Genomic DNA, 25,895 nt, shown 5'->3' on the forward strand with positions numbered 1-25,895 from the left:
GCGGATGTTGTTGCGCGGCCGGTGATTTCGTGATTTGCTGTGCGGTTCCGATTTTCGGAACTGCTTGCAAGAGGAGATCTTTCGAATGAGTTTCATGAGTAAGGCCGGGCTCGCCGTGGCGGCGTTGGGTCTTGCGGCCGGGTCGGTGGTCGGTGCCGGGTCGGCGAACGCGGCGGGCGACCTGTTCGGCGCGATCGGGTTCAGCCCGCAACTGTGGGAGAGCTGGTCGACGGTGAACTGGGATACCGTCGACGGCGCCCGCGCGTCCGTTCTCGACGGCTGCACCGCCGCGGGCGCGGACGACTGCGGCGTCATGGCCACCTGGGCCAACGGCTGCGGCGCGCTGGTGTACAACGATCAGGGCTGGGTGGCCGCGGCCTCGGGTCCTGACCGGAGTGAAGCCATCCGCAAGGCCATCGACCGGCTCTCCGAGGGAGTCCCGGTCGCTCGACTGGCCAACTTCGGGTCCTCCGACCTCAGTGGCACCGAGGTCATCGACGTGGTCTGCACCGCGAACGTGCGCTGACATGTGACCGGAAACGGCGAACGCCGGGTGGATCGTGGTGATCCGCCCGGCGTTCGGCGTTGTGTGCGAAGAACTTACGTGGTCGGTTCGAAGGCCTCGGCGATGATCTCGGCCTGTTCCACGGCGTGGACCTTCGACGAACCCGAGGACGGGGCCGACATGGCGCGCCGGGAGACGCGGCGGAGCTTGCCCAGGTGGTCGGGGAGGACCTCGGGGAGGTTGAGGCCGAAGAAGGGCCAGGCGCCCTGGTTGGCCGGTTCCTCCTGGACCCAGGCGATGTCGGTCGCGTTGGGGTACTTGGCCAGTGCCTCGTTGAGGCGGTACGTCGGGATCGGGTAGAGCTGTTCGATCCGGACGATGGCCACGTCCTCGCGCTTGTGCTTGGCCTTCTCCGCGGCGAGCTCGTAGTAGAGCTTGCCCGAGGTCAGCAGGATGCGCTTGACCTTGGCGGTGTCGCCGATGCCCTGCTCGTAGGTGGGCTCGTCGAACACCGAGCGGAACTTCGACTCGGTGAAGTCCTTGACGTCGGAGACCACGGCCTTGTTGCGCAGCATCGACTTCGGGGTGAAGACGATCAGCGGACGACGGATGCCGTCCAGGGCGTGGCGGCGCAGCAGGTGGAAGTAGTTCGCCGGAGTCGAGGGCACCGCGACGGTCATCGAACCCTCGGCGCACAGCTGCAGGAAGCGCTCGATGCGGCCCGAGGTGTGGTCGGGACCCTGACCCTCGTGGCCGTGCGGCAGCAGCAGCACCACGTCGGAGAGCTGGCCCCACTTGGCCTCACCGGAGGAGATGAACTCGTCGATGATCGACTGCGCGCCGTTGACGAAGTCACCGAACTGGGCTTCCCACAGCACCAGGGCGTTCGGATTGCCCAGGGAGTAGCCGTATTCGAAGCCCACGGCGGCGAACTCGCTCAGCGCCGAGTCGTGCACCGCGAACCAGCCCGGCTTCTCCGAGCCGATGTTGTGCAGCGGGGTGTACTCGTCGGCGTTGATCCGGTCGATGATGACCGAGTGCCGCTGGGTGAACGTGCCACGACGCGAATCCTGACCGGTCAGGCGCACATCGTGGCCCTGATCGATCAGCGAACCGAAGGCCAGCAGTTCGGCGAAGGCCCAGTCGACCTTGCCCTCGTAGGCCATCTCGCGACGCTTCTCCAGCACCGGCTTCACGCGCGGGTGCACGTTGAAACCGTCGGGAGTGTTCAGGAAGGCGTCACCGATGCGCTGCAGGACCGACTTGTCGACCGCGGTCTGCACGGTGGCAGGCACCTTCTGGTCGTCCTCGACGGACTCCGACGGCTCGGGAATGTACTTCTCCAGCTCGCGGACCTCGTTGAACACGCGCTCGAGCTGACCCTGGTAGTCGCGCAGCGCGTCCTCGGCCTCCTTCATGGAGATGTCGCCACGGCCGATCAGCGATTCGGTGTAGGCCTTGCGGACCGAACGCTTGGTGTCGATGACGTCGTACATCTCCGGCTGGGTCATCGAGGGGTCGTCGCCCTCGTTGTGCCCGCGGCGGCGGTAGCAGACGAGGTCGATGACGACGTCCTTGCGGAACTTCTGCCGGAAATCGACAGCCTGCCTGGCGACCCAGTCGCAGGCCTCCGGGTCGTCACCGTTGACGTGGAAGATCGGCGCGCCGATGAACTTCGCGATGTCGGTGGAGTATTCGGTGGAGCGGCTGTTCTCCGGCGCCGTGGTGAAGCCGATCTGGTTGTTCACCACGATGTGGATGGTGCCGCCCACGCGGTAACCACGCAGACCCGACAGGTTCAGCGTCTCGGCGACCACGCCCTGACCGGCGAACGCGGCGTCACCGTGCAGCATCAGCGGCATCACCGAGAAGCCCTCGGGGCCGTCGCCCTTGTCGAGCAGGTCCTGCTTGGCGCGGACCAGACCCTCGAGGACCGGATCGACCGCTTCCAGGTGCGAGGGGTTCGCGGTGAGCGAGACCTCGATCTCGTTCTCGCCGAACATCTGCAGGTACTGGCCGTGCGCGCCGAGGTGGTACTTCACGTCACCGGAGCCGTGGGTGGCCGCCGGGTTCATGTTGCCCTCGAACTCGGTGAAGATCTTCGAGTACGGCTTGCCGACGATGTTGGCCAGCACATTGAGGCGACCACGGTGCGGCATGCCGATGACGACCTCGTCGAGCGCGTGCTCGGCGCACTGGTCGATGGTGGCGTCCATCATCGGGATCACGGCCTCGGCACCCTCGAGCGAGAAGCGCTTCTGGCCGACGTACTTGGTCTGCAGGAAGGTCTCGAACGCCTCGGCCGCGTTGAGCCGGTTCAGGATGTACTTCTGCTGCGCGACAGTCGGTTTGACGTGCTTCTGCTCGACCCGCTCCTGGATCCAGCGCAGCTGGTCGGTCTCGAGGATGTGGGTGTACTCCACGCCGACGTGGCGGCAGTACGCGTCGCGCAGGATCGAGAGCACATCGCGCAGCTTCATCCGCTCCTGGCCGTGGAAGCCGGCCACGTTGAAGGTGCGGTCCAGGTCCCACAGGGTGAGCCCGTGCTGGGTGACGTCGAGGTCGGGATGGCTGCGGAACTTGTCCTTGACCAGGCGCAGCGGGTCGGTGTCGGCCATCAGGTGACCGCGGTTGCGGTAGGCCGCGATCAGCTCGAGCACGCGGGCGCTCTTGTCGACGCCGCGCTCGCTGATGTCCTTGCGCCAGCGGACCGGCTCGTACGGCACGCCGAGGCCGTGGAAGATCTCGTCGTAGAACTCGTCGGAGATCAGCAGGTTGTGGATCGTGCGCAGGAAGTCGCCGGACTCGGCGCCCTGGATGATCCGGTGATCGTAGGTGGAGGTGAGCGTCATCAGCTTGCCAACGCCGATGTCGGCGAGGCGCTCGTCGCTCATGCCCTGGAACTCGGCCGGGTACTCCATGGCGCCCGCGCCGATGATCGCGCCCTGGCCCGGCATCAGCCGCGGCACCGAGTGGACGGTGCCGATGGTGCCGGGGTTGGTCAGCGAGATGGTGACACCGGCGAAGTCGTCGGCACCGAGCTTGCCCTCGCGGGCGCGGCGCACGACATCCTCGTAGGCGGCGTGGAACTGGCCGAAGCTCATGTCCTCGGTGCCCTTGATGGCGGCGACCACCAGCGAGCGGGTGCCGTTCTTGCCCGCGAGGTCGATCGCCAGGCCCAGGTTGGTGTGCGCCGGGGTGACCGCGTTGGGCTTGCCGTCGATCTCGGCGAAGTGGCGGTTCAGGTTCGGGAACGCCTTGACCGCCTGCACGATCGCGTAGCCGAGCAGGTGGGTGAAGGAGATCTTGCCGCCGCGGGTGCGCGCCAGGTGGTTGTTGATCACCAGGCGGTTGTCGATCATCAGCTTGGCCGGGATCGCGCGCACCGAGGTGGCGGTGGGGATGGTCAGCGAGGCCGACATGTTCTTGGCGATGGCCGCGGCGGGACCGCGCAGCACCTTGGACTCGTCGGCGACGGGAGCGGCCTTCGGCGCGGAGGTGGCCGGTGCGTTCGACACCGGTGCAGGTGTGGTCTGCGGCGCGCGGACGGTCGCGGCGGGCTTGGGAGCCGGTGCCGGAGCGGGTGCGGGCTTGGGGGCCGGTGCGGGAGCCGGGGCCGGAGCGGGCTTCGGCGCCGTCGCCACGGCGGGCTTTGCTGCTGCGGGTGCGGCCGGGGCCGCGGCGGGGACCGGAGACTGGTTGTTACCTGTTTCGGCGACCGCGTCGGGTGCGGGGGTGTAATCCGCGAGGAACTCGTGCCAACTCGCGTCGACCGAGGAAGGGTCCTGTTTGAACTTCTGATACATCTCGTCGACTAGCCACTGGTTCTGTCCGAACTGGGAAGTTGAGCTGCTCACAGCTGGTGTTCGCCTCATTTCGTTCTTCGCGCTGCGACGTTTGTGACGTGCCCGGCAGGGGTATCAGCGGATGGCTGCCGATGCGCCCTCACCGAGCATATGCCCAGCGGCATGCCCGTGTTGCTACTGACCCGATCTCCTCAGCTACGACCCGTCACGTGCCGAGACTATTCCCTGTGCTTCGATGCCCGCCGCCCAGAGTCGCGCGTAACGTCCGCCGGCCGCGAGCAGTTCCCGCGGCGGACCGAATTCCACGATCCGGCCGTGCTCGACCACGCCGACCAGATCCGCGCGGGCGGCGGTGGCCAGCCGGTGCGCCACCACGACGGTGGTCCGGCCCCGCGCCAGCGATCGGCTCGCTACCAGCACCGACGCCTCGGCGTCCGGATCGAGCGTGGAGGTGGCCTCGTCGAGCAGGAGCAGGTCGGGGTCGACCAGTTCGGCGCGGGCCAGCGCGACCAGCTGACGCTGACCGGCCGATAATCCACGCCCTCGTTCACCGACCGGTTGGTTCATTTTTCGGGGCAATCCGGCGATCATCGCCGCCGCGCCGACATTTTCGGCCGCGGTGCCGATTTGTACCGGTGTGGCGTCCGGTTGCCCGAATGCAATGTTGCTGGCCACGTCGCCGGTGAACAAGTGAGCTTCCTGGGGCACAATTCCCAGCCGCGACCGGTACTCGGTGAGCACAAATTTACGTAACTCGACCCCGTCGACCCGGATCGCGCCCGCCGCGGGGTCGGCGGGGAGGTCGTAGAGGCGCGCGAGCAGCTTCACGATCGTCGACTTGCCCGCGCCGGTCGGACCGACCAGCGCCAGCGTGGCGCCCGCCGGGACGGTGAACGACACCCCGTCCAGCGCGGGGGCGCTCGCGCCCGGATAGCGGAAGGTGACCTCGTCGAAGTCGATCTGCCCGCCCAACCGGTCGACGTGCACGGCATCGGGCGGATCGGCGGCGATCGAGGACTCGGTGCGCAGCAGCTCGCCGATCCGCCGCAAGCCCACCTTGGCCTGCTGATAGCCGTCGAAGACCTGCGAGAGCTCCTGGATCGGGCTGAACAGCAGACCGAGATAGAGGACGAAGGCGACGAGCGTGCCGGTGGTCGTCGTGCCGTCGGCCACCGCGTTGGCGCCGAGGTAGACCACCACCGCCAGCGACAGGTCGGCCCAGGCCAGCCCGAAGGAGAAATAGGCCGCGATCGCGCGCTGGGCGCGGATGCGGGCGTCGCGGTACCGGTGCGAGTACTCGGCGAAACGGCGGGCCGCGGTCGGCTCGTTGCGCGCGGCCTGCACGGCCCGCAGACCCGCGATGTTCTCCTGGAAATCGGCGTTGACCGCGGAGACCCGCTCGCGCGAGAGGGTGTAGGCCACCGAGGACACCCGGCGGAAGGCGAGGGTGGCCAGCAGCATCGGCGGCACCGTCGCCAGCACGATCAGCGCCAGCGCGGCGTCGATGTAGATCAGGCCGATGGCCACGCCGATCAGGGTGATCAGCGCGACCAGGCCCGTCGCGACGCCGGTCTGCAGGAACGTCGAGAGCGCGTCGACGTCGGTGGTCATCCGCGTCATGATCCGGCCGGAGAGCTCGCGCTCGTAGAAGTCGAGGCCGAGGCGCTGCAGCTGGGCGTAGCTGCGCACCCGCAGGCCGAACAGCACGCGCTCGCCGGTGCGCGCGGTGAGCACGGTGACCGCGGCGCCGACCACCAGCCCGCCGAGCACGAGCCCGATCCCGATCACCGCGGCACGCACGAGGGCGCCGCTGTCGCCACCGGTGACACCGGTGTCGATGGCATAGCGCACCAGCGGCGGGAACGCGATGCCGAGCACGGCATCGACGACGAGCAGCGCGACTACCACGCACACCAGGCCGCGCACCGGGCGCAGCAGGGCGCGCAGGCCGAACCCGGGCTGGGGTGCGCGCAGGTCGCCGGGCAGGCCGGGCGGTTCGGTGGCGGCGGGCAGGGCGTCGACGGCGGCGCGTAGCTCGGGCGTTTCACTGAGGTCGTGCGCCGCCGACATCGCGCGTGATCTGCCCTCGGCGTCGGCCTTGACGGTGGTGGGCGCGGCCGTCACGGTCGGCACCACCGAACCGGCGGGCGCGGGCAGCCGGATGACGCGGTCGGCCTGGGCCAGCGTCGATTCGCGGTGGGCCAGGATCAGCGTGGTCCGCCCGCCCGGATCGGGGAGTCTGCGGAAGATCTCCGCCTCGGTGACGGCGTCGACAGCCGAGGTGGCGTCGTCGAGGACCAGGACGCGGGGCCGGGTGAGCAGCACCCTGGCCAGGGCGATGCGCTGCCGCTGCCCGCCGGAGAGCGTGAGCCCGCGCTCGCCGATCACCGTGTCGTAGCCCTCGGGCAGCGCGGTGACGAACTCGTCGGCGGCGGCCGCGGTCGCGGCGGCCCTGATCTCGGCGTCGGTGGCCTCGGGACGGCCGAGCGCGATATTGGCGGCGATGGTGTCGGAGAAGAGAAAGGGATCGTCGAAGACCACCCCGAGCGCGCCGCGCAACTCCTCGGCCCGCAGGTCGGCCAGGTCGACGCGGGTGCCGTCGGCGCCGACCAGGCTGATCCGGCCCGCGTCGGGGGCGTAGAAGCGCGGCAGCAACAGCGACAACGTCGACTTGCCCGACCCGGCCGGGCCGATCACGGCGACGGTCTCACCGGGCCGCACGGTGAGGTCGAGGTCGTGCAGCACCGGTTGATCGGCCGCGAAACCGAAGCTCACCGCCTCGAATTCGATGCCGAGCGGGCCGGGCGGCAGTTCGACGGGCCGGTCGGGGTCGACCAGCACGGGCGCGGCGTCGATGACGCCGAATACCCGGTCGGCGGCGGCCTTGGTGAGCTGGGCCATGATCACCACCGAGGTGATCGTGCGCGCCGAGGCGGTCATCGTGGCCAGGTAGGCGGTGAACGCGAGGAAGGTGCCGATGCCGATCGTGCCGCGCGCGGCCAGCAGCCCGCCGACGACGATCACCGCGACCAGTCCGGCCTGCGGCAGCGCGGCGACGACCGGCGCGAATCTGGCATTGATCTTCGCCGCGCGCATCCGTTCGGCGAACAGGGTGCGGCTGTGGTCCTCCAGCAGGTCGACCATCCGGGCTTCCTGCCCGAAGCCCTTGACCACCCGAACCCCGGTGACGGTCTGCTCGACGTGTTCGGCCAGGTCGGCCGCGCGCTGCTGCGCCGACCAGGTGGCCGCGTAGAGCCGGGGCCGCAACCGCCAGACCACCGCCGCCATCATCGGGGCGACCAGCAGCGCGGCCAGGGCCAGCGGCGGGCTCAGCCACACCATCACCACCGCCGACAGCACGAACTGCAGCACCGCAAGACCCGACCACGGCACCATCGACAGCAGGCCCTGCACCAGCTGCAGATCGGTGATCGAGCGCGACACCACCTGCCCGGTGCGGATCGCGTCCTGCCCGGCACCGTCGAGGCGTTGCAGCGCGGCCAGCAGCGAGATCCGCAGGTTGTGCTGCACTTCCAGCGACAGCTTGCCCGCCCACAGTCGGCGGGCGAAGGTGGCGATGAACCGGGCCACCGCGAGCACGGCCAGCAGCGCGGCAGCTCCACCGATCACCGAGGTGTCGCCCGCTTGGGCGGCGTCGACGGCGCGTTTGGTGGCCAGCGGTGCGGCGATCGCGACGGCCGCACCGGCCAGGATCGAGAACGCGATGCCGGTCAGCAGCCGCGGATGGCCGAGGCACAGTCGCCAGAGTCTGCGAATCCAGCCCGGTCGGGCGGCGCCGACCGGCACTACAGGTCTCGGGTGCGCAGGTCCCACCAGCCCGCGACGCCGACGGCGGCGGCCCACAGCACCAGCACGACCAGGGCGGCCGGGGTCGGCGCGAACACCTCGGCCTCCTGGAACGAGCCCGCGCTCACCCCGGCCACGGTCGCCGAGACGGGCAGCACGGTGGCGAGTCCGCCCGCGCCGAAGCCCTTGGCGACCACCCAGATCAGCGGTTCGATCGCGAAGGCCCAGCCGAGAATCAGCCAGACCGCCCCGCTGAAGGTGCGCAGCAGCAGCCCGATCCCGGCGCCGAGCACCGCCCAGCACGCGGCCACCAGCAGCCCGGCGGCCAGCACCTCGCTCAGCCGCAGCCCGAATTCGAACTTGCCGCGGCCCGCCGCCAGCAGCACCAGCACGCTGACCAGTTCGGCGACCAGGGCAACGGCGACGGCGATGGCCGCGGTCGCGGCGTATTTCGCGGTGACCAGCCGGTCGCGATCGGGCGCGAAAAGCACGGTCGTCGCCATGGTCTCGCGGCGGTACTCCCCGCCGGTCGCGGCGATGCCGAGCAGCGCGGCCACCACGCACACCGCGCCCATCCCGAGATAGAGCCCGATGGTGGCGGCGCCGGTGGCGGGCTGACCCAGCGGGTCGAACGGCCCCGCCATGAGCGCGGTGACCAGCGTCGCGACCAGTGCCAGCGCGACGGGCGCGGCGAGCAGCAGGCGGTTCGGGCGCACGGCGACGACCTTGCGCGCCTCGGCATCGATACCGGGCACGAGATCGGCGGGCAGCACAGAGGTCATCGAGGCATCCCATAGGAGGTCGGCGCGGGGGCGTAGGCGGCGGGCGCGGGCGTGGTGTGCCGGTGCCTGCGCGGTTTGGTCAGCGAGGCGAGGACCCGGTCGGGGTGGATGGGATCGGCGGCGATGTCGGCGATGCGCACCTTGGCGGCCTCGGCGATCGCCCGGATGGTCGGTTCGTCGGCCTCCGCGACCGCGAGGCGGCCGTCGGGGCGCATCACCGCGTCGGTGAAGCCCTGCGCGGCGAGTGCGGTCGCCAGCGCGATCGAGGGCGCCGCGGCGACCACGAGCCGATCGGGATGACCGCGCCGCAGTTTGGCCGGGGTGCCCTGCCAGACCACGCTGCCCTCGCTCAGCACCACGAGCTGATCGGCCGCCGACACCACGTCGGCGAGGGTGTCGGCACTGACCAGTACCGTGCCGCCCCGGTCGACGTGGCGGCGCAGCAGAGCCTGCAGCCAGCCGCGTTCGACGCCGTCGGCACCGGCGAACAGATCGTCGAGCACGAGCAGCGGGGGATCGGCCAGCAGCGCGGTCGCCAGGGCGAGCCGGGTCTGCTGACTCGGATGCAGCTGGGCGACAACGACATCGGCGAGCGGGCTCATCCCGGTCTCGGCCAGCACCGCGTCCACCCGGCGCCGCGACACCCCGGCGACCGGCGCGTGACACCACAGGTGATCGCGCACCGTGCGTGCCGGATGCAGGCCGCGCGGACTCAGCACCGCGCCGATCGCGGCGGGACCGCGTTCGCCGACCTCGACACTGCCGGTGCCCGCGCTCCGCAGGCCGAGCACGATCCGCAGCACCGTCGACTTGCCCGCTCCCGTCGGTCCGACGAGCGCGGTGACCGCACCTCTCGGCACCGCGAAATCGACCCCTTCGACCGCGCTGACCAGCTCGTACTGTTTGCCGACACCGCGCACCCGCACGGCGTCACCGCGGCCCCCGCTCACTGCTTGGTCACCGGCGCCGCATCGAGCGCGGGGAGCGGATCGGCATCGATCACGTTGTGCAGCGGGGTCGCCCACAGGGCCGGTGCGGGCCCGAAAGCCTTGCGCGCGTTCTCGATCGTCACCTTGCCCAGTGCCCGGTTGCCCGCGCCACCGATCGCGGCGCCGATGCCCGCGGGCAGGATCTTGCCCGCCATCAGGGCCGCCCGCTTGGTGATGAAGCGCTTGATGAACTGTTGCAGCAGTGAGCTGTTGATCGCGCCGAGCCCGGGAACCTTGCCCGCCAGCGCGCCCGCCCAGTTCTTCGACGAGGTACGCAGGCCCTTCTGCACGATCGCCATGCCGGTGTCGCCGAGCACGACCGCGAGCACCATGGCGCGCCGCGCTTCCTTGTTCTCGGGCTCGATGCCGTGGACGTAGGCGCGGGCGAGGGTGAACAGGGCGGAGGCCTCCATGAAGAAGGCGGTCTCCGCGCCGACGGCGCCGAGCGCGGCGACGGTGCCGATCCCGGGGACCGCCGCGGTCGCGCCGACCGCCGCGCCGCTACCGGTGACCGCGAGCAGGTACTGCTTCTCCAACCGCGCGACGATCTGCGCCGGATTCTCGCCGGGATGACGCTCGCGTAGATACGCGACGTAGCGGCGCACGGCGGGCGCCTGCAGCTTGGAACCGGTGTCGAGAACATCGACCACGGCCTTCTCGATCGCACTCTTGAACACGGCGTCGTCCTCCTCTTCGCCCGACGAGTCGAACTGTAGGGCACCGCGGTGCCCGACGACTCATCATGTCAACGAGCACCGACACCCCCGTGGTTCCGCGATGTGGGCGCCATCTCGCGCGCTGTCACGCTGGTCTCGGCCCGGCGCCTGGTTCTACGCTGACCGGATGAGTGCAACGCTGCCCACCCGGTTGATCCGGGACTTCACCGACGCCGGTGCCGAGATCGCGACGATCACCCTGGCCCATCCGCCGCTGAATCTGTTCGATCACCAGCTCATGACCTCGTTGACCGCCGATATCGCCGCGGTGAGCAAGCAGCCGCCACGGGCACTGCTGATCAACGCCGAGGGCAAGGTCGTCTCGGGTGGCGTCGACGTCAACGTCTTCGCGGGGCGCAGTGCCGAGGAGGGCGCGCAGCTGTGGCGCGACCTGTTCGCGCGGATCATCCACCCGATCGAGGCGCTGCCGTGCCCGGTGGTGTTCGCCGCGCACGGCCTCACCCTGACCGCCGCCTTCGAGCTGTCGCTGGCCTGCGACATCATCCTGGCCGCACCGAAGGCGAAGTTCGGCCTGGTCGAGACCGTCGTCGGGCTGACCCCCTCGATGGGCGGCCCGCAGCGGCTGGCCGAGCGGGCCGGTTCGGGCCGGGCCCGGGAATTCGTGATGACCGGTGACCTCTACGACGCGCAGACCATGGCCGACTGGGGCGTGGTCAACGCCATCCACGACGACCTGCCCACCGCGGCCGCCCAGCTCGTCACCCGGCTGGCCGAGGGCCCGACCCGCGCGCACGCGGCCACCAAGCAGATCATCGAGGCGTGGCGCTCCGGCGGTGTGGCACACGCGGATTCGGTCACCCCCGAGGTCTCGGGCGAGCTGTTCGCGACCGCCGACCTGCGCGGCGCGGTGCGCAGTTTCCTCGAGGTCGGACCGGGGAAGGCGACCTATCGCGGCGAGTGAACGCGCTGAGCGCCTGACAGCAGTGTGATCCACGTCATATAGTCGGTGGTGCGGTGCCGCATCGACGTACGTGGAGGTCTTGATGGGTCATACCGAGCGCGAACCGGACGCGACCATCATCGAGTTCCCCACCAACGGCGTGGCCGGGCCGCTGCGGCGCGGCGCCGACGGCGTGCTGCGCTACGGCGATCTCAACCCGGCGCTCACCGAGCTGCTCGATCTGCGGGTGCACTCGTTCACGAATCGGGAGGCGGTCGTCGAGGTCGGCGGCCCTCGCCTGACCTATCGCGAACTGTGGCACAGCGCCTCCCGGATCGCCGGTGGCCTGCAGGATCGCGGCATCGGCTACGGCGACCGCGTCGCGGTGCACATGCCGACCGGTGCGCGCTGGGTGCAGGCGTTCCTGGGCGCGCTGCTCTCGGGCGCGGTGCCGGTCCTGGTCCCCGACGCGTTGCCCGCCGCCGTGGCCGATCGCGTGATCGCCGACAGCAGCGCCGATTTCGTGCTCGGCCCCGACGGCCCGCTGCCCGACAGCACCGCCTACATCGATGACGGTGCGGCACTGGCCGATCCGGCGCTGCTCTGCTACACCGGCACCGCCGCGCGCCAGCCCGTGCCCGCCGGGGTCGAGCTGACCAACGAGAACCTGCTCTCGGCGGTGTCCTCGGTGGTCGGCGCGCTCGGCCTGCCCGTCGACGGGATGCGCAATCTGGTGCTGCTGCCGCTGGCCCACGCCAGCGGGTGCGTCGACCAGTTGCTGCCGACCTTCGCCGTCGGCGGCACGGTCGTGCTCGCGCCGGGCGCGCGCAGCCTCGCCGAGGTACTGCTGGCCGAGCGCATCGACACCGTGTCGGCGACGCCGCGGATCTTCGCCGGGCTGGTGCCGGAACTGCTCGCCCGCCCGGCCGGTGCCGGGGTGCGGCGGATCAGCAAGGCGTGTCATCGCTCCGAACGCGCCGCCGCCGCGGCGCCCGCCACCCTCACCGCGGCCCTGCGCGGGCTGTTCCCCGGTGCGCGGCAGTGGTCGGTGTGGGGCGCCACCGAGACCAGCGGGATCGGTTTGATGGTCGACGACACCGAACTCGCCGATGCCGAATCCACGCTGGGATTCGCGTTCGGTGGCACGGAATTGGCGCTGGCCGGTCCGCGGGCCGACGCGGGTCGCGGCGAATTGTTGTGCCGCGGCCCGAATGTGAGCCGTCGCTATTGGAACGATCCCGGCGCCTCGGCAGCCCGATTCAGCGGTAGCTGGTTCCATACCGGTGATCTGGTGAGTATCGACGCCGACGGTCTGGTCCGCGCCGACCCGGTTCGCCGGGTCAGCGGTTGGTGAGGATCACAGCAATCGGGTGCGCAGGGCTTCGCGGAGGTCGCCGGTGAGGCCGATCGCGGCCAGGTAGCCTTCGGTGCCGCCGTACTGCTCGTGCACGGTGGCGTCGGCGGTGCGCAGGTATTCGGGGTGCACGCCGAGCAGGTCGTCCGAGAGCGCTTCGCCGCGGCCGATCTTCGGCTCCAGCAGCACGCGCAGCGGCGCGACGGCGGCATTGCTGGCCAGGAAGTCGGCGTACACGTCGTCCTCGGTGACGCCGACCGCGCGCAGCAGGGTCGCCACCGCCCAGCCGGTGCGGTCCTTGCCCGCCGCGCAGTGCACCAGCACCGCGCCCTGACCACCGGCGATCGAGCCGGCCAGGCCGGTGATCGCGGTGTGTGCCTCCGGGAGCAGGGGGAACTGCCGGTAGACCTCGGTCATGTGGGCCCGCGCCGAGGTGGTCTGCGCCTCGTGCGGCGGTGCCTCCTCCATCCGGGAGTCGAACGGCGTGATGTGCAGGCGCACGTCATCGGGCAGGGTGTCGTGGCCGATGTGGTCGATTTCGGTGCGGCCACGCAGATCGTGCACGTCGGTCACCCGCAGCTGGCGCAGCATGTCGTGGCCCTGCGCGTCGAGGCCGCTCAGCTGGGCCGAGCGCAGCAGCACCCCGGGGCGGGTCACGGCGCCGTCGGCGCGGCGCAGCCCGCCCACATCGCGGAAATTGAAGGTGCCGCTGAGGGCGAACTGATCGGCAGGAGGCGAGAGAGTCACTTGACCAGGTTATCGGCGACCGCGCGCGGGCCGTGGCCGAGTTGGCACAACGGCCATCCACTGTGCGATGTCCGTTTCGTCGGGTGCCACTGTGCCGTCGCCCACATGCGCGGAAGGTGCTCGGAGCCGACTTGTACAATTGACCAGTACGTGCATTCCGGCATGGGGGTCGCTGGATGTATTGGAATGCGGACTAATTCAGGCCGTATGGTCTGTTTTACACAAGGTCGCATTCGGATAACAAAACAATCTTTCAGTCTGAAAAGGATGGCTGAAGCAGTTCGTGATTCCAGAAAACCTTCTAAGATCGAGCTCGCTGGATAGGTTGAACCATCTATGGCCGACCGATCCGCAGAGCTCGCATCGCCGCGGGCAGCGAAATTTGTTGCCGAGGAGTTGTCGTTGAGCGTCAGTCGTGAACTTACCGAAACCTCGTTGCGACCGGCTGTATGCCGGGCCATCGAGCAAGCCGCCGCGAACTCGGATGCCACCGGGGTGCGGGCGCTGCGGGTGCTGCTGCATGCCGGGATGAGCGCCTACTGGCCGCTGGTGAAGGCCGCGCCCGCCCGACGGGTCGACGCCTACGAGTCCGCGGTGCAGACCCTGCGTGAGCGGTGGTCCTCGCCCTCGGGTGAGTGCGTCGTCGATCCGAACGCCGCCGCGGTGTTCCGGGAGATGGACGAAGAAGCCGTCGTCTTCCTCGGGCTGTGCGCCCGGCTGTCCGGCACCGAATGGCTCGAACCGCTCGACTCCGTGGCCACCTATCTCGTCTCGGTGCTCTACGGCACGGTCCTGCGCTGGCTGGCCGACGGCAACGACGAGACCACCCTCGTGGTGATCGACGACCTGGTCGGCTGCCTGACCCTCAAGGCCGTCGAGGTCTGACACCTGCCGAATACTGGACGACTGACCAAATAGGTGGTTCAGTAGAGGAGTGACCCAGACGACATCGCTGCACGATCTGCACGCGGCGACCGCCGACCTCGACCCGCCGCTGGCCGCGCTCGACCTGGCCACCCTCGATGCCAATGCCGCCGACCTGGTCCGCCGGGCGAACGGTGTCGCGGTGCGCGTGGCCAGCAAGTCGGTGCGCTGCCGCGCGGTACTGGAGCGCGTCCTCGGCGCCGAACTCACCGCGGCGGGCGGATTCGCCGGGATCATGGCCTACTCGCTGCGCGAGGCCATCTGGCTGACCCGTCTCGGCGCCCGCGACGTCCTGCTCGGCTATCCGACGCTGGACCGGGCCGCCCTGGCCGAACTCGCCGCCGATCCGGTCCTGCAGCGCGCGATCACCCTGATGGTCGACGACGTCGACCAGCTCGAACTCACCCGCGCCGCGCTCGGCACCGATCTGGTCCGCCCCCGCGTCTGCCTCGACGTCGACGCCGCCCTGCGCATCGGCCCACTGCACCTGGGCGCCCGCCGCTCGCCGGTGCGCAGCCCCGAGCAGGCCGCCGCGCTCGCCTCTCACGCCGCCCGCTGCGGCTTCGACGTGGTCGGCGTGATGACCTACGAGGCCCAGATCGCCGGACTGCCCGACAGCAACCCCGCCGTGCGCGTGGTGAAGCGGCTCTCGGCCATCGAGATCGGGCGCAGGCGCACCCGGGTGCTCGACGCGGTGCGCGCGGTGACCGGCCCGCTCGAGATCGTCAACAGCGGCGGCACCGGTTCGATCGAGGTCTCCATCACCGATCCCGACGTCACCGAGGTCACCGCGGGTTCGGGCCTGTACGTGCCGACGCTGTTCGACCACTACCGCTCGTTCACCCCGCGCCCCGCCCTGTTCTTCGCCACCCCGGTCCTGCGCAAGCCGACGCCGAGCATCGCCACCGTGTTCGCGGGCGGCTACATCGCCTCCGGACCCACCGGCCCCAGCCGCGTCCCGATCCCCGTGTGGCCCGCCGGGCTGAAACTGCTCGGTTCCGAAGGCGCGGGCGAGGTGCAGACCCCCCTGGCCGGCGGTGCCGAACTCGAGATCGGCGACCGCGTCTGGTTCCGCCATGCCAAGGCGGGCGAACTGTGCGAACGCTTCACCGAGATCCACCTCGTCGACGAATCCGGCACCCGCACAACCGTCCCCACGTATCGCGGCGAAGGCCAGTGCTTCGGCTGAACCCGGCTCAGCGCAGGAGTGCGACCACTTCCTCGTCGGCCAGCTGGTGGAAGTCGTTGTAGGCCATGCCGACTCCGCCGAGGTCTTCGGGCGCCCAGGCACAGACGAGGTCGTCGCATTCGCGTCCGACGCGTCGCACGGCCTCGGGGGAGGACACCGGCATGGCGACAACGAGGCGGTGTGGGTTCTGGGCGCGGGCCACCCGGCAGGCCGCCACCACGGTCGCGCCGGTGGCCATGCCGTCGTCGACGATCACCACGGTGCGCCCGGTCAGTGGAATCGGCGCGCGCTCGCGCAGCACCGCTTGCCGTCGCTCGAGTTCGGCGCGCTCGGCCCGCTCGACGTCGGCGAAGTCCTCCGCGCTCACCCCGGCCCGGTCGATGACATCCTGATTCAGCACGAGCACCCCGCCCTCGCCGAGCGCGCCCATCGCCAGCTCCGGCTGCCACGGCAGACCCAGCTTGCGCACCAGCAGCACATCGAGTTCCCCGCCGATCGCCGCACTCACCGCCGCCGCCACCGGCACGCCGCCGCGCGGCAGTCCGAGCACCAGCGGACGACTCGCCCGTAGGTGTTCCAGGGCCGTGCCCAGGACGCGGCCCGCCGCTGCGCGATCGGGATAGACCATTGCCTCGAACGCTACTCCGCTGACCACGGTCGGCGATACGACCGTGGCTCCCGACAGCTCGCGTCACCACCCGGCGTCGACGCACTGCCGCACTGGCTCGTGCGAGCACCGATGCCCGGCGGCGGCACGGCTGGGACCGGCGGTGCGGGCGTTCAGGGCTCGGTGATCGCGAAGCGGCGCAGCGACAGGCTGGGGTTGGCGGTGCGAACCCTGGCCAGGTGTGCCGGGTCGATCGAAGCCGTGAGCACGCCGGGCTCGTCACCGAGCTGGGCCAGAATCGTGCCCGCCGGGTCGACGATCATCGAGGCGCCCGCACCGCGCGGCGCGCACTGATCGGCGGCCGCGACGTACACCGTGTTCTCGATGGCGCGGGCCCGCAGCAGGGTGGTCCACTGGTCGACCTTGGCCGGGCCGGGAATCCACTGCGCGGGCAGCAGCAGCACGTGCGCGCCCGCCGCCGCGACACGCCGACACCCCTCCGGGAATCGGAGATCGAAGCAGGTCTGCATGCCGAACACCACACCGTCGACGGCGAAGGTCGCGGGCTCCACGAGCGGACCGGCTTCGACCACGTCGGACTCCACGTGCCCGAACGCGTCGTAGAGGTGCACCTTGCGATACACCGCGATCCGCGAGCCGTCAGGCCCGTGCGCGACGAGGGTGTTGCTGATCCGCGCCGCGTCCGGCTCGGGTCGCTCCACCACACCGGCCACCAGGAACACGCCGAATTCGGCCGCCAGCGCGCCGAGTCCGGTGGTGAACGGGCCGTCGAGCGGCTCGGCGATCGCGACCACCCGCTCGTCGAGGCGGGTCACCGCAAACATCGAGTATTCGGGTGCGAGCACCAGTCGGGCCCCGGCCTCGGCGGCGGTGCGCACGTGCTCGCGCAGGGTGGCCAGATTGGCGAGGGGCTCGGTCTCCGGGGCGAATTGGACGACGGCGATCGGCACGGCCGGGGACGGCTGTTCCTGATGCGCTGACCCGTTCTGCAGTTGCATAGGTCTCACCGTATTCACCCGGTGGCAAGGACAGCTACCGCCAGGCAGTAAACTGCTGGTCAATGAGTACCAATGAGGTCGACAGCGTTCCTGCCGACGACGACAGGCACGACGACGGCCCGACCTTCGCCGATCTCGGGATCGATGACCGCGTTCTCGCGGCCATCGCCGATGTGGGCTACGAGTCGCCGTCCCCGATTCAGGCGGCGACGATTCCCCCGCTGCTGTCCGGCGCCGATGTGGTCGGCCTCGCCCAGACCGGCACCGGCAAAACCGCGGCATTCGCGATCCCGATCCTGATGGGTCTGGACACCGCGCAGAAGAAGCCGAGCGCCCTGGTGCTCGCGCCGACTCGCGAGCTCGCCATCCAGGTGGCCGAGGCGTTCGGCAAGTACTCCTCGCACATCCCCGGTCTGCACGTGCTGCCCATCTACGGCGGGCAGAGCTACGGCGTGCAGCTGTCGGGTCTGCGCCGCGGCGCGCATGTCGTGGTCGGCACGCCGGGTCGCGTGATCGATCACCTGGAGAAGGGCACGCTGGATCTGACCCAGCTGCGCTACCTGGTGCTCGACGAGGCCGACGAGATGCTCAAGATGGGCTTCCAGGAGGACGTGGAGCGCATCCTGCGCGATACGCCCAAGGACAAGCAGGTCGCGCTGTTCTCGGCGACCATGCCGGGCGCGATCCGCAAGATCTCCAAGCAGTACCTCAACGATCCGGTCGAGATCACGGTCAAGTCCAAGACCACGACCAACACCAACATCACCCAGCGCTACGTGCAGGTGTCGCATCAGCGCAAGCTCGATGCCCTCACGCGCGTCCTCGAGGTCGAGGACTTCGAGGCGATGATCATCTTCGTGCGCACCAAGCAGGCCACCGAGGAGCTGGCCGAGAAGCTGCGCTCGCGTGGTTTCTCCGCCGCCGCGATCAACGGTGACATCGCGCAGAACCAGCGTGAGCGCACCATCGGTCAGCTCAAGTCGGGCGCGCTCGACATCCTGGTCGCCACCGATGTCGCGGCTCGTGGCCTGGACGTGGACCGCATCTCCCATGTCGTGAACTACGACATCCCGCACGACACCGAGTCCTATGTGCACCGCATCGGCCGCACCGGTCGCGCGGGCCGTTCGGGTCAGGCGCTGCTGTTCGTCGCGCCGCGTGAGCGCCACCTGCTCAAGGCGATCGAGCGCGCCACCCGGCATCCGCTCACCGAGATGCAGCTGCCCAGCGTCGACGATGTGAACGCCACGCGCGCGGCCAAGTTCGGTGACTCGATCACCGAGAACCTGGCCTCGGACAACATCGCGCTGTTCCGCAAGCTGATCGAGGACTACGAGGCCGAGCACAACACCCCGCTCGCCGACATCGCCGCGGCACTGGCCGTCGGTGGGTACGACGGGGACAACTTCTTCATGTCGCCCGAGCCGGAGCCCGCGCCCCGCCGCGAGCGCGACCGGGATCGCGAGCGGGCCCCGCGTCGCTTCGACGACGAGGAGCGCGGTCCGCGGCCGCCGTCGTTCTCCCGCGAGAACGGCGAGGAGCTGGCGACCTACCGGATCAGCGTCGGCAAGCGCCACCGTGTGGTGCCCGGCGCGATCGTCGGCGCCATCGCCAACGAGGGCGGGCTGCGCCGCAGCGACTTCGGCCATATCAGCATCCGCCCCGACTACAGCCTCGTCGAGCTGCCGGCCAACCTGCCGAACGAGACGCTGGAAGCGTTGCGGCGCACCAGGATCAGCGGTGTGCTGATCCAGCTGCAGCTCGATCAGGGTCCGCCCGCGCAGCGGCTGAACTCGCGCGGCCCGCGTCGTGATCGCGAGCCGCGTCCGCGCACGGAGCGGCGCAAGCCGCGTTCCTGACGGAGTCGCGTTCGCCGGGCGGGAAGGTCTGCCCGGCGCGGATGTGCCTGGGTAGCGCGCTGGGCGCTCGCGGCGCTGGTTAAGGTGTTTGCCGTCGGGTGTGCGTGAACACAGGAGGACCGCGTTTGTTCGTGTCCGGTGATCGGGTGGTCGGTGCCGTCGGCGATCTCGCACGCGCGGCGGACTGTGAGTTCGCGCTGCTGCGTGCGATCGACGCCGCCCTCGGCAACCTTCCGGGCGCCCCCGACACCGCACCCCTGCTCCGCGCGCCCGAGCCGTCCACGGATCTGCTGCACCACTTCGGCGAGTCCCTGACCCGCATCCCGTCGCCCGACGCCGCCGGTGCCGACCCGGCCGCCCGGATCGCCGCCCTCACCGCCGCCGCAGAGGCCACCACCGCAGCTCTGCACGCCGGCGCCCCCGCCATTTACGGCGCGGTCTTCTTCGACGGCCGATTCGCCTGCGGGGTCGACCTTCTCGTCCGGTCCGCCGACGGCACGCGCTACACCTTGCACACGGGTGCCCCGACCCCGGTGCGCCCACCGATCACACCGCGAGGTTCGGTCGATCCGCTGGGGTCGCTCGTCGATGTGCCCACCGCGCAGACCGACGGGCCGTCGGGATGGATCACCGACCCGGTGGGTACTGCCTCGCCGGCCGAGACGGTCGCGTCTGATCACGGCGACGACATCGAGGGTCCGGGCTTACCGCCGGAGGACATTCGGGTGTTGCGGCGAGAATTGGCCGCGGGGCGTACGCCGTTCGAGCGGGTCGCCGCGTCGGTGAACGCGATCAAGGTCGACGCGGTGCGGGAATCGCTGTGTGCTCGGCTCGAATTCGCGGCTGCCGCGCGCGCCTTGGCGGCGGCGGGGGTGGCGGTCGATCCGTCGGCGTATCTGTCGGTGCTCGGCGGGGTGCGGCGGGAATCGGCCGGGGAGCTCGCGCCGCTGTACCTGGCCCGGCGGGCGCGGGTGGAGTGGATCATCGAGGAGAAGCTGGCCGAACTGCTGCCGGTGCAGTGGGGCGATCCCCGCTATCTGGCCTGCGGCCGCTGCGCTACCTGTCGTGCCGCGGCGGCCAACGCGCGGGATCTGCTGCTGGTGGCGGGTATTCGCGCCACGCAGCGCGCCCGCCTGCGGGAAGCGGGCGTCCTGACCATCGACCGCCTCGCCACCACGAGCACCCCGGTCCCCGGCCTCGCGCCCCGCACGGTCACCGCCCTGCGCCACCAGGCCGAGATCCAACTTGACCGCGAACGCACCGGCACCCCCACCTTCGCCCTCCGCGACGCCACCGCCCTCGGCTCCCTTCCCGCCCCCACCCCCGGCGACCTCGCCCTGATCATCGACCTCGACCACCACGGCACCATCACCGCCGTCGAACTGTCGACCGCCGACACCGTCGTCTTCCGAACCGCCGCGGTCACCGTCGAACAAACCACCGGCCACGACGCCCTCACCACGGCAACGAGCTATCGACCCGTCGATCCGATGTCAGCGGACACGAATGCCGTCGTCTTCGGATCATCGACCCTCGGCACCGATCCCACCGCCGCCGCCCACCGGCGCGGTGCCACTCCGGCCGAGCACCCAGACGCGGCGCCGCCCCGGCCGGGTGCCGGCCCCGCGCATCCGGACACGCCTGTCAGCCGCGATCGATCCGATGACGGCCGCGACCGGTCAGCCGAGGCGACCGCTGCGGACGGTTGGACCGCGCACGCCGACCTCGGTTCGGCGGATACCGTGCGGAATCGTCCGACGGCCACCAGTCCCGACTCGGTGGAATCGCGTTCTGTGCGTGACGGATTCGGTCCCGAGGGAGCGGACAGGTTCGGCTACCGGCCTGTGGGTGATGTCGAGTCCGTGGACGTGAACGTCGAGCGGTCCGGTCGCGCGGTGAGCTGTCCGCCGATGCACGACGGGGGAGTGCTCGACGAGCTGCTCGACATCATCGGTGAGCATCGGGCAGCGGATCCGAATGTGCGGGTGTATCACTACGGTTCGGGTGTGCGGACCGCGCTGCTGGATTGGGCGGGGCGGCTCGGGACCGGGGCGGATCTGCTCGACGAGTTGCTGGCCGATGGCGCCCTGGTCGACCTCGCGCCGGTGGTGCGCACGGCGTTGCTGATCGGCGAACAGTCCTATGACGTTGCGGGTTTGGCGGCGCTCGTGCCGGGTGCGGCCGGGCGTGCGGCGACGGTGCTCGGGATCCGTGACTGGCTGCTCGATCGGGCCGCCGAGGCCGGGGTCGAGGTGCCGGGCACCCGGTTCGCCGTCGCCGAATCCGATGCGCCGCCGTCACTTCGGCCCGGTTCGCTCGAAGCCGCGCTGGCCGAGTTCGCCGCCGACGCCGCGGGCGATGCCGCCTGCGCCGCCGCGCTCATGGCGGCGATCCTCGGCTATCACCGCCGGGAACGTCAGCCGCGCTGGTGGGCGCACATCGACCGGCTCGGTCATCCCGTCGGCGAATGGGCCGACGCGCCAGGGGTGCTCGTGGCCGAGTGGGGCACCGTCGACACCAAATGGCATCGCACGCCGCAACTTCCGACGATGCGCCGCTACCTCACCCTCACCGGTCGGCTCGGCACCGGCGCCACCCTCACCCCGGGCACCCAGATGGTCACCATCTACGACGGCGCCGCCGCCGCGGGCATGACCCAGACCCTCGGCCGCCGCGCCACCGCCACCGCCACCGTGCTCGGCTGCGCCGTCGACGCCGACTTCGACGACACCGTCCGCCTGGAAGAACTGCTCCCCGCGGGCTGCCCGCCCTACGACGACCTGCCCGCCGCCATCGCCCCCGGCCCGCCCGACGGCGAGGCCGAAATCGAGGCGGCCCTGGAGTTCACCGCCCAGGACCTGCTGATGACGCTGCCCTCGGTCCCCGAGGACGCCGTCTACGACCTGCTGCTGCGCCGCGCCCCCCGGCTGCGCGACGGCCGGGAACTGCCCCCGGCCCACGGCGACATCGCCACCGCCCTCGCCACCGCCGCCGGTGCGCTCGACGCCTCGTACCTGGCCGTGCACGGCCCGCCCGGCACCGGCAAGACCGGCACCACCGGGCGTGCCATCGAACGCCTCGTCACCCGCCATCGCTGGCGGATCGGTGTGGTGGCGCAGTCACACGCGGTGATCGAGCGGATCTTCGACGCGGTCGTGGAGGCCGGGTTGCTGCCCGAACTCGTGGCGAAGAAGGATGTCGCCTCGGTCGGACCGGACTGGTCGGCCATCGACGCCTCCCGGTACCCGCGCTTTCTCGACAACGCGGTCAACGGCTGCGTGATCGGCGGTACCGCAGCCGATTTCGTCGACGACGCCCTCATCGCACCGGGCTCACTCGACCTGCTGGTGATCGCCGACGCGGGCGATTTCTCCCTGGCCGACACCGTCGCCGTCGCCGTCAGCGCGCGCAACCTCCTGCTGATCGGTGACCCCGTTCCGGCCCGCGCGCTGGCCGCGCATTCACAGCCGGTGCAGGTCTCGGCACTGGAATGGCTGCTCGAGGGCGCGCCCACCCTGCCCGCCGAACGCGGCTACTTCCTCGACCGCACCTGGCGCATGCACCCCGCGCTGTGCGAGCCGGTGTCGGCGAGCTGTTACGGCGGTCGCCTGCGCGCCGCTGAAAGCACCACGCGCGCACGCGATCTCGCCGGGATCTCGCCCGGTGTGAGCACCGTGCTGGTCGAACATCGCGGCAGCGCCACCGAATCCGATGCCGAGGCGCGCGAAGTCGTGCGCCGGGTCCGCGCCCTGCTCGGCCAGACCTGGACCGCAGACGGCCGCGCCCACAAACTGCACCCGCACGACGTCTTCGTCGTCGCCCCCTATGCCGCCCAGGTCGCCCGCATCCGAACCCTGTTGGCGCGCGCCAAGATCGAAGACGTCCTCGTCGGCACCCCCGACCGCTTCCGCGGCCGCGAAGCCGCCGTCGTCCTGCTGTCGATGACCACCTCGACCCCCGCCGACGCCCCCTTCGGCATGCGCCCCCTGCTCTCGCGCACCGTCATCCACGCCACCCTGTGCCGGGCCATGTGGAAGGCGATCGTGATCCGTTCGCCGCTGCTCACCGAATACCTGCCGGACACACCGGAGGAACTGGCCGCCCTGGTCGGCTTCCTCCGCCTCGACACCTGACCGGCCCGCGGGGCTAGCCGCCGTTCACGTTGCGCAGCAGCCTGCGCAACCAGTCGGTCGCGGACTGCGGGGTGGCGGGGGTGATGTCGACGTGGCGGGCCGCGTGCAGCAGATAGCGCCCGTCGCCGGTGACATCGATCCACGACAGCACCCCGGTCGGCGCCTCGTCGGCACCCGCGCCGACCAGGATCTGCCCGATGCCACAGCGCGGCCGCTGCAGCAGTTTGCGGACCCGCGCGGCCTCGGAAGGTCCGGCGACGGGCGCGGTCACCAGGTCGCGGCTGTCCTCGCGCACCCTGGCCGCGGGCGCGGACAATGCGGGACCGGTGCCGATCGGGTGCGCCGGCATGCGCGTGAACACCTGGGCGGCGAAACGTTTCGTGCTGCCTACCTGGACATGGACCGGGCCGCCCCGGTCCTCGGCGGTGCCGGGGGCCTGCACGGCGAGCACGGCCACGTCACCGGTGACGGCCCCGAGCATCCGGACCGGCCCGCCGGCCTGTCCGCGCACCTCGACCCGGATCTCCGGCTTGGCCAGCACCCGCAGCGCCGCCGACAGATCGGCGTCGAGGGTGGCGGCACACCAGGCGTCCAGCGCGGGCTGCTGGGCGGCGCGTTCGAGGGTGTCGCGGGCGGACGCACGGACGGCGAGCGGATACGGGATCCGGTCGCCGTCGGTGCGGGCCCAGGCCAGCGCGAACTGGTCCGGGCTGAGATGCCAGTTCACTCCCGCTCTGACCATTCACCGAGCACCGGGGGACTGGTCGGCTCCAGCTTGCCGATCAGCGCGTTCACCTCGTCGGCGGGCTCCAGATAGGTCGGCTCCTCGTCGAGGAATCGCAGGAACTCGTCGTCCTCGTCCTCGGGTTCCGGCTCCGGCGGGGGCTTGCGCGGACCACCCGGCTGCCGTGTCTGATCGCCCGCGGCGAGCGCGCCGCCCACGAGTCCGCCCATGGCGCCGGCGCCCATCCCCGCGGCGACCTCGCCTCCGGCGGCACCGCGCCCGTCCGCCATCGAATCCGTGGTGCTCGCCGCGGTCTCGGTGCCCGATGCGGTGTCGGTCGTGCTCGCCGAGGTGGTCGCGTCGACGGCGGAGCGGTCGGCGGTGCTCGCTGCCGTAGTCGAGTTCGAACCGGTGCCGGGCCCGGTGGCCTGGTTGGGACTCGTGCCCTGCCCGGAGTCCGGTGCGGTGCCGGGGTGTGCGGAGTTGGTTCCGGTACCGCCGCGGCGGTTGCGCGGGTCGGTGGCAGACGGCTTGGCGTAGCCGACCGGAGCTGCCGTGCTGGACGCGCCCGCACCGCTCGTCACCGAAGTGCCCTGCGCGGGACGGCTCGGATCTCCGGTGCGGGTCGAAGTCGCCACAGTGGGGGCGGTTGCTGCCCCGGCCGATGCCGTGGAAGTGCTTGTGCCCGTGCTGTTTCCACTACCAGCCTGGCCACTACCGGCTGACGCCGACGCGGTATCGGGCCCGACGACACCCGGCACGAATCCGGCCGCGACGGTGGCGCCGGGATCGGTCGCCGATGTCGTAGCCGACAGAATCGGATCGCCGGGAATCGTGGTGGACGGCGCGCCACCTACGGCGCCGGGCGCGGTCGATCCAGCGACAGCGCCTGTCACCGTGTCGATCCCGGGGAACGCGGGAACTCCCGAACCGGTCGGCAGGAAGACCCCGGCGTAGACCGACTCCATGGCCTGGACCGCGTCGAGGCGCGCGTTCTCGGCCTGCCGCACGATCGCGGCATTGTCGGCGGCCTGCCCGCTGTCGAGCAGTGCCGCGGCCGGATCCGGTTGTGTGCCATCGGGTTCGGCGATGGCGGCGCGAAGGGATTCCGCGGCGTCGCCCGCCTGGCTGAGCCGGACACCGACCGCGGTGAGCACGTCCGCGATCTTGCGCCCCGCCTGTTCGAAATCGCGCACCGCGTCGGAGGCCTGCTGGGCGGCCGTGCCGCGCCAGCCGTCGGCGATGGCGGCGCGGATCTCGCCGTGCGCGCTGTCCACGCTGTCACCGAGTCCGGTCGAGGTCGTGAGGAACACCTCGCCCGCGCTCGCCAGGGCGGCCGGATCGAGTTGGCCGACGGCCTGGTGGATCTCGGCGTGCGAGAGATTGTCGAAGACCTCGACGACGGACACGTAGTCCGGGTCGGTACGGCCGGAAAGGCTACGCATCGCCCGCACCCGCCCTGTTGATCGCACCGGCCAGCGCCTGATCGCTGTCCTGATAGGCCGTGCCCGCCGCGCGGAACAGGGCCGCGAGATCACGCGCGGCGCTCGCGTACGCGCGCAGCTGATCGAGCGCGTCGCCCGCCTTGGTTTCGAATCCGGTGCGCAGGGCCGCGCCCGAGGCGAGCCCGCCGAACCCGGGGAGCACCGCCGCCTGGCTCAGTACCCGGAGTTGGGCCTCGGCCTCGTCGGCCAGCCGCTCGTAGCGCTGGGCACAGCGCTCGGGCGCGCCGTCGGCGACCAGCACTCCGTCTATCCACAGTCCGCCCTCCTCGACCGCCTGGCCGAGTGCCGCCGTGTTCGGCAGCCCCGTTCGATTCGGTTGCACCGTTTC

Annotated in this window: 18 protein-coding genes; 7 read left to right on the forward strand and 11 right to left on the reverse strand. The window is 70.8% G+C overall.

The window, feature by feature from the left end; genetic code table 11:
* Positions 1-85: 85 nt before the first annotated feature.
* A complete protein-coding gene (locus ACFVVM_RS31340; RefSeq protein WP_387625691.1) occupies positions 86-526 on the forward strand; it encodes a DUF4189 domain-containing protein in 441 nt (146 codons plus the stop codon).
* Between the two features lie 74 nt (positions 527-600).
* Here the strand turns inward: ACFVVM_RS31340 and ACFVVM_RS31345 are convergent, their stop codons facing one another.
* The 5 genes from ACFVVM_RS31345 to ACFVVM_RS31365 form a co-directional block, all read right to left on the reverse strand.
* On the reverse strand, positions 601-4,380 hold the full coding sequence (locus tag ACFVVM_RS31345; protein ID WP_387625693.1) for a multifunctional oxoglutarate decarboxylase/oxoglutarate dehydrogenase thiamine pyrophosphate-binding subunit/dihydrolipoyllysine-residue succinyltransferase subunit: 3,780 nt from the start codon (positions 4,378-4,380) through the stop codon (positions 601-603).
* 126 nt (positions 4,381-4,506) lie between these two features.
* Positions 4,507-8,118: an ABC transporter ATP-binding protein gene (locus ACFVVM_RS31350; RefSeq protein WP_387625695.1), complete on the reverse strand. Its 3,612-nt coding sequence runs from the start codon at positions 8,116-8,118 to the stop codon at positions 4,507-4,509.
* Positions 8,118-8,900, reverse strand: a complete 783-nt coding sequence (locus ACFVVM_RS31355) for an ABC transporter permease (protein ID WP_387625697.1) — start codon at positions 8,898-8,900, stop codon at positions 8,118-8,120. Before ACFVVM_RS31355 ends, ACFVVM_RS31350 begins: the two co-directional genes overlap by 1 nt.
* Positions 8,897-9,850: an ATP-binding cassette domain-containing protein gene (locus tag ACFVVM_RS31360; RefSeq protein WP_387625700.1), complete on the reverse strand. Its 954-nt coding sequence runs from the start codon at positions 9,848-9,850 to the stop codon at positions 8,897-8,899. Before ACFVVM_RS31360 ends, ACFVVM_RS31355 begins: the two co-directional genes overlap by 4 nt.
* Positions 9,847-10,566, reverse strand: coding sequence for a hypothetical protein (locus tag ACFVVM_RS31365; RefSeq protein ID WP_387625702.1), 720 nt, complete (start codon positions 10,564-10,566; stop codon positions 9,847-9,849). Before ACFVVM_RS31365 ends, ACFVVM_RS31360 begins: the two co-directional genes overlap by 4 nt.
* A gap of 166 nt (positions 10,567-10,732) precedes the next feature.
* Between ACFVVM_RS31365 and ACFVVM_RS31370 the strand changes: the two genes are divergently transcribed.
* Together ACFVVM_RS31370 and ACFVVM_RS31375 are read left to right on the forward strand one after the other, a co-directional pair.
* Positions 10,733-11,527 carry an enoyl-CoA hydratase/isomerase family protein gene (locus tag ACFVVM_RS31370; protein ID WP_387625704.1) on the forward strand — a complete coding sequence of 265 codons (795 nt, stop codon included), beginning with the start codon at positions 10,733-10,735 and terminating at the stop codon, positions 11,525-11,527.
* A gap of 82 nt (positions 11,528-11,609) precedes the next feature.
* Entirely contained in the window at positions 11,610-12,860 is a 1,251-nt protein-coding gene (locus ACFVVM_RS31375) for a class I adenylate-forming enzyme family protein (RefSeq protein WP_387625706.1), read from the forward strand.
* Between the two features lie 3 nt (positions 12,861-12,863).
* Here ACFVVM_RS31375 and ACFVVM_RS31380 read toward each other — a convergent pair whose 3' ends face one another.
* Positions 12,864-13,607: a tyrosine-protein phosphatase gene (locus ACFVVM_RS31380; RefSeq protein WP_387625708.1), complete on the reverse strand. Its 744-nt coding sequence runs from the start codon at positions 13,605-13,607 to the stop codon at positions 12,864-12,866.
* 402 nt (positions 13,608-14,009) lie between these two features.
* Between ACFVVM_RS31380 and ACFVVM_RS31385 the strand changes: the two genes are divergently transcribed.
* Both ACFVVM_RS31385 and ACFVVM_RS31390 read left to right on the forward strand, forming a co-directional pair.
* Positions 14,010-14,492, forward strand: coding sequence for a TetR family transcriptional regulator (locus ACFVVM_RS31385; RefSeq protein WP_387625710.1), 483 nt, complete (start codon positions 14,010-14,012; stop codon positions 14,490-14,492).
* A gap of 49 nt (positions 14,493-14,541) precedes the next feature.
* On the forward strand, positions 14,542-15,720 hold the full coding sequence (locus ACFVVM_RS31390; protein WP_387625712.1) for an amino acid deaminase/aldolase: 1,179 nt from the start codon (positions 14,542-14,544) through the stop codon (positions 15,718-15,720).
* Positions 15,721-15,727: 7 nt separating this feature from the next.
* Here ACFVVM_RS31390 and ACFVVM_RS31395 read toward each other — a convergent pair whose 3' ends face one another.
* Together ACFVVM_RS31395 and ACFVVM_RS31400 are read right to left on the reverse strand one after the other, a co-directional pair.
* A complete protein-coding gene (locus tag ACFVVM_RS31395) occupies positions 15,728-16,348 on the reverse strand; it encodes a phosphoribosyltransferase (protein WP_387625714.1) in 621 nt (206 codons plus the stop codon).
* Positions 16,349-16,500: 152 nt separating this feature from the next.
* Complete coding sequence (locus ACFVVM_RS31400) at positions 16,501-17,346, reverse strand: carbon-nitrogen hydrolase family protein (protein ID WP_387625716.1); 846 nt, start codon at positions 17,344-17,346, stop codon at positions 16,501-16,503.
* 62 nt (positions 17,347-17,408) lie between these two features.
* On the opposite strand from ACFVVM_RS31400, the gene ACFVVM_RS31405 reads away from it, so the two are divergent.
* Complete coding sequence (locus ACFVVM_RS31405; protein WP_387625718.1) at positions 17,409-19,205, forward strand: DEAD/DEAH box helicase; 1,797 nt, start codon at positions 17,409-17,411, stop codon at positions 19,203-19,205.
* A 131-nt stretch (positions 19,206-19,336) separates the two neighbouring features.
* On the forward strand, positions 19,337-23,338 hold the full coding sequence (locus tag ACFVVM_RS31410) for an AAA domain-containing protein (protein ID WP_387625720.1): 4,002 nt from the start codon (positions 19,337-19,339) through the stop codon (positions 23,336-23,338).
* Between the two features lie 13 nt (positions 23,339-23,351).
* Here ACFVVM_RS31410 and ACFVVM_RS31415 read toward each other — a convergent pair whose 3' ends face one another.
* The 3 genes from ACFVVM_RS31415 to ACFVVM_RS31425 are packed head-to-tail and all read right to left on the reverse strand — an operon-like array spanning position 23,352 to position 25,889.
* Entirely contained in the window at positions 23,352-24,080 is a 729-nt protein-coding gene (locus ACFVVM_RS31415; RefSeq protein WP_387625722.1) for an ESX secretion-associated protein EspG, read from the reverse strand.
* On the reverse strand, positions 24,062-25,507 hold the full coding sequence (locus ACFVVM_RS31420; RefSeq protein ID WP_387625724.1) for a WXG100 family type VII secretion target: 1,446 nt from the start codon (positions 25,505-25,507) through the stop codon (positions 24,062-24,064). The genes ACFVVM_RS31415 and ACFVVM_RS31420 overlap by 19 nt, the downstream gene beginning before the upstream one ends.
* Entirely contained in the window at positions 25,500-25,889 is a 390-nt protein-coding gene (locus ACFVVM_RS31425; RefSeq protein WP_387625726.1) for a hypothetical protein, read from the reverse strand. Before ACFVVM_RS31425 ends, ACFVVM_RS31420 begins: the two co-directional genes overlap by 8 nt.
* Positions 25,890-25,895: the final 6 nt, after the last annotated feature.

Source organism: Nocardia sp. NPDC058176 (assembly GCF_042883805.1).
GTDB lineage: Bacteria > Actinomycetota > Actinomycetes > Mycobacteriales > Mycobacteriaceae > Nocardia.

Bases quoted from the DNA above. Each gene is read 5' to 3' on its own strand.
- ACFVVM_RS31375 (WP_387625706.1), top strand. From the start codon at position 11,610: ATGGGTCATACCGAGCGCGAACCGGACGCGACCATCATCGAGTTCCCC.
- ACFVVM_RS31415 (WP_387625722.1), bottom strand. From the start codon at position 24,080: ATGGTCAGAGCGGGAGTGAACTGGCATCTCAGCCCGGACCAGTTCGCG.
- ACFVVM_RS31405 (WP_387625718.1), top strand. From the start codon at position 17,409: ATGAGTACCAATGAGGTCGACAGCGTTCCTGCCGACGACGACAGGCAC.
- ACFVVM_RS31355 (WP_387625697.1), bottom strand. From the start codon at position 8,900: ATGACCTCTGTGCTGCCCGCCGATCTCGTGCCCGGTATCGATGCCGAG.
- ACFVVM_RS31420 (WP_387625724.1), bottom strand. From the start codon at position 25,507: ATGCGTAGCCTTTCCGGCCGTACCGACCCGGACTACGTGTCCGTCGTC.
- ACFVVM_RS31400 (WP_387625716.1), bottom strand. From the start codon at position 17,346: ATGCAACTGCAGAACGGGTCAGCGCATCAGGAACAGCCGTCCCCGGCC.
- ACFVVM_RS31370 (WP_387625704.1), top strand. From the start codon at position 10,733: ATGAGTGCAACGCTGCCCACCCGGTTGATCCGGGACTTCACCGACGCC.
- ACFVVM_RS31340 (WP_387625691.1), top strand. From the start codon at position 86: ATGAGTTTCATGAGTAAGGCCGGGCTCGCCGTGGCGGCGTTGGGTCTT.
- ACFVVM_RS31395 (WP_387625714.1), bottom strand. From the start codon at position 16,348: ATGGTCTATCCCGATCGCGCAGCGGCGGGCCGCGTCCTGGGCACGGCC.
- ACFVVM_RS31345 (WP_387625693.1), bottom strand. From the start codon at position 4,380: ATGAGGCGAACACCAGCTGTGAGCAGCTCAACTTCCCAGTTCGGACAG.